The organism is Anaerorhabdus sp., assembly GCF_036657415.1.
Taxonomy (GTDB): Bacteria; Bacillota_I; Bacilli_A; order Erysipelotrichales; family Erysipelotrichaceae; genus Anaerorhabdus.
In genome coordinates, this window is sequence record NZ_JAVXGL010000123.1 from 1 (window position 1) to 3,980 (window position 3,980).

3 protein-coding genes are annotated in these 3,980 nt (G+C 32.4%); 2 read left to right on the plus strand and 1 reads right to left on the minus strand.

Going from position 1 to position 3,980, the window contains the following annotated elements; all coding sequences use genetic code 11:
* Nucleotides 1-38 precede the first annotated feature (38 nt).
* Both RSB60_RS11080 and RSB60_RS11085 read left to right on the plus strand, forming a co-directional pair.
* Nucleotides 39-581 carry a TetR/AcrR family transcriptional regulator C-terminal domain-containing protein gene (locus RSB60_RS11080; RefSeq protein ID WP_323381207.1) on the plus strand — a complete coding sequence of 181 codons (543 nt, stop codon included), beginning with the start codon at nucleotides 39-41 and terminating at the stop codon, nucleotides 579-581.
* Nucleotides 582-690: 109 nt separating this feature from the next.
* Nucleotides 691-2,457: an oleate hydratase gene (locus RSB60_RS11085; RefSeq protein ID WP_332616368.1), complete on the plus strand. Its 1,767-nt coding sequence runs from the start codon at nucleotides 691-693 to the stop codon at nucleotides 2,455-2,457.
* An 84-nt stretch (nucleotides 2,458-2,541) separates the two neighbouring features.
* Here the strand turns inward: RSB60_RS11085 and lysS are convergent.
* Nucleotides 2,542-3,980 (minus strand): lysine--tRNA ligase (lysS, locus tag RSB60_RS11090; RefSeq protein ID WP_332616370.1); only part of this gene is annotated, 1,439 nt, incomplete at its 5' end.

Below are 3,980 nucleotides of genomic sequence, written 5' to 3' on the forward strand. Positions count from 1 at the left end.
ATGGTAAAATAGTATTGTACTAAATGAAGAGGTGTTTTATGAAAGAACTAACTAAAATTGCTTTAGCTAATTCACTTAAGAAAATGTTAAGTGTTAAAACTTTAGATAATATAACTGTGACTGATATTGCTGAAGATTGCGATGTTAATCGTCAAACATTTTATTATCACTTTCAAGATATCTATGCGCTTTTAGATTGGATTTTTGTTAGCGAAACAAAAAATGCAATTCAAGCAGAAGTCAGCTATGCAAACTGGGCTATTTGCCTTGAAAATGTCTTTGCATATATGCTTGAGAATAAAAATTTCTTTATGAATGTTTATCACTCAGTCAGCCGTGAAGTTATTGAACGTTATTTATATGATATTCAAAATCATTATTTAGATATAGTTATTAGTGAACTTGATCAAGATAAAATCTTATCATTAGAAGATAAACGATTCATGGAACGTTTTATCGCTTATGCAATTGTAGGAACTATATTAGAATGGATTAAGAATGGTATGCATACTGATTATCACTTAATTACAAAACGGATTGAGAGAATTATGTCTGGGGATATTTTAAAATATATGATTTAATATACAAATATAGAACTTTGTCTAAATATTAGACACTGTTCTTTTTTTGTCTATATTCCTCATTGTTTTACCGGTCTATGATAGTTTCATAAACAAGGAGGAATTACTTATGTATTATTCAAATGGAAATTATGAAGCTTTCGCAAAACCTTTAAAACCTAAAGATGTCGATTTAAAATCTGCCTATTTTGTAGGAAGTGGACTTGCATCTTTAGCAGGAGCTTGTTTTTTAATTCGTGATGGTCAAATGAAAGGACAAAACATTCATATCTTTGAAGAACTCAACATCGCAGGTGGTGCTTGTGATGGTATTAATGACCCAAATAAAGGATTTATCATTCGTGGTGGAAGAGAAATGGAAGATCATTTTGAGTGTTTATGGGATTTATTCCGTTCCATTCCTTCTCTTGAGATACCCGATGCATCTGTTCTAGATGAATTTTATTGGCTCAATAAAAAAGATCCTAATTATTCTTTATGTCGTGCTACCCTTAATCAAGGTGAAGATGCAAAAACAAACAATAAATTCAACTTATCTCAAAAAGGAGCAATGGAAATTACAAAATTATTTATGACTAAAGATGAAGATCTTTATGATAAAACAATTGATGATGTATTTGATGAAGAATTTTATAAATCAAACTTTTGGTTATATTGGCAAACTATGTTCGCTTTTGAAAAATGGCATAGTGCATTAGAAATGAAATTATATATACAACGATTCATCCATCATATTGGTGGATTACCTGATTTTTCAGCCCTAAAATTTACTAAATATAATCAATATGAATCACTTATATTACCAATGCTTAAATATTTAGAACAACATCATGTAAACTTTATCTACAATACCAAAGTAGTCGATGTAGAGTTCGAAAAAAATAACAACGAAAAACGTGCTAAACGAATTATAATTGAACAAAATCAAGCATTAAGCCAAATTGATTTATTAGATACTGATCTTGTTTTCATCACAAATGGCAGCTGTACTGAAAACTCAACACTTGGTAATGATAAACATGCTCCTTTATTGAACACACAACCTGGAGGTTGTTGGGAACTATGGAAAAAGATTGCCAAACAAGATATGTCTTTTGGACATCCAGAAAAATACTGTACAAATATTGAAAAGACCAATTGGGAATCAGCTACAATTACCCTTAATGATAATACAATAACACCATACATTGAAAAAATATGTAAACGTGATCCTCATAGTGGAAAAGTTGTGACTGGTGGTATTGTAACCGTTAAAGACTCTAGTTGGTTATGTAGTTGGACTATTAATCGCCAACCTCATTTCAAATCTCAACCTGATAATAAGATTGTTATTTGGTTCTATGGGTTATATACAAATGTTCCTGGCGATTATATTAAAAAGCCAATGAAAGAATGTACAGGTAGAGAAATCACAATGGAATGGTTATACCATCTTGGTGTTCCTACAGAACGTATTGAAGAATATGCTCAATCTGCAACTTGTATTCCATGTATGATGCCTTATATTACTGCCTTCTTTATGCCACGCACTAAAGGAGACCGACCTCTTGTTGTACCTGAAGGAGCTGTTAATTTTGCCTTTATTGGTCAATTTGCTGAAACAAAACGTGACTGTGTTTTCACTACTGAATATTCAGTGAGAACTGCAATGGAAGCTGTATATACTTTACTCGATATTGATCGTGGTGTTCCAGAAGTATTCGCTTCATGTTATGATGTTCGCTATCTTTTAGATGCAACTTCTAAAATGATGGATGGCGAGAAGATTACGGACTTAAAAATTCCAGCTGTTTTAAAACTAGTAGAAAAGAAAGCTTTCAAAAAAATACAAGGAACCATTATTGAGGAATTACTTATTCGTTATCATCTTCTCTAAAAAAATGGTTGAATAAAAAACACGTGTTTATCCTTTATTTAAAGAGGTTATCACGTGTTTTAATTTACTTGTATATTTTTTAAATTAGTCTTGTCTATGCTTCATGTGAGGGAATAATAATACCTCACGGATTGATTCATTACCTGTTAATAACATTACAAAGCGGTCGATACCAATCCCAATTCCACCTGTAGGAGGTAATCCATATTCAAGAGCTTCTACATAATCAGTATCCATTTCTGTAGCTTCATCATCACCTAATTCCTTAAGTTTTAATTGAGCTTCAAAACGTTCTCTTTGATCGATTGGATCATTTAATTCAGAGAATGCATTTGAATATTCAGTTCCATAAATCAATAATTCAAATCGATCTGTGAATCGAGGATCTTCTGGATTTTTCTTTGCTAACGGAGAAATTTCTACTGGGTGACCATATACAAATGTAGGTTGAGTAATTTTATCTTCACAAAATTCTTCAAAGAATAAATTTATAATTTGACCTACAGATTTTTGATGTCCTTGAACTTCTACATGGTGTTCTTTCGCAAGAGCTAATGCTTCTTCAAGTGTTACTTGCTTCCAAAAATCTACACCTGTAACTTCTTTTACCGCATCAACCATATGCCATCTTTTAAAAGGTGCTTTTAAAGAAACTTGGTTTCCTGCAAATTCAAAGTCTGTTTTATTAAATACTTCTAATGCAACACTTTCGAATAACCCTTCGTTAAGTTTCATCATACCTTCCATATCTGAGTATGCAACATATGCTTCAACTGTTGTAAATTCTGGATTGTGTTTTGTATCCATTCCTTCATTACGGAATAGACGTCCAATTTCATATACACCTTCAAGTCCACCAACGATTAAACGTTTTAAAGGAAGTTCAGTTGCGATACGTAAATAGAAATCCATATCCAATGTATTGTGATGTGTTACAAATGGTCTAGCTGCAGCTCCACCAAGAATAGGTTGAAGTACTGGTGTTTCAACTTCGATTAGTCCTTGTCCATCTAAATAATGTTGAATAGCACGAATAATTCTCGGACGTAACATTGCTACTTTACGGCTATTTTCATTCATAATTAAATCAACATAACGACGACGGAATCTTTCTTCTACATCGGTAAGTCCATGAAACTTTTCTGGTAATGGACGTAGTGCTTTTGTTAAGTGTGTATACTCATGAGCTTTTACTGATAATTCTCCTGAATCAGTTTTAGTCACTACACCTTCAATACCAATGATGTCTCCTAGGTCACTCGCTTTAAAGATTTCATAAATATCTTCTCCAACAACTGCCTTATTGACTACAACTTGAATTTGTCCGTCACGATCTTGTATATGCATGAATCCAAGTTTTCCCATACGACGCTTTGTCATGATACGACCCGCAATTTTGACATGCATATCAAGTGCTTCTAATTCTTCCTTTGTCTTTTCACCATAAGTATCTTTGATTTCTTGAGAATGATGTGTTCTTTCAAATGCTTTTCCAAATGGCTCAATTCCTTTTTCTTTTAATT

Bases quoted from the DNA above. Each gene is read 5' to 3' on its own strand.
- RSB60_RS11080 (WP_323381207.1), top strand. From the start codon at position 39: ATGAAAGAACTAACTAAAATTGCTTTAGCTAATTCACTTAAGAAAATG.
- RSB60_RS11085 (WP_332616368.1), top strand. From the start codon at position 691: ATGTATTATTCAAATGGAAATTATGAAGCTTTCGCAAAACCTTTAAAA.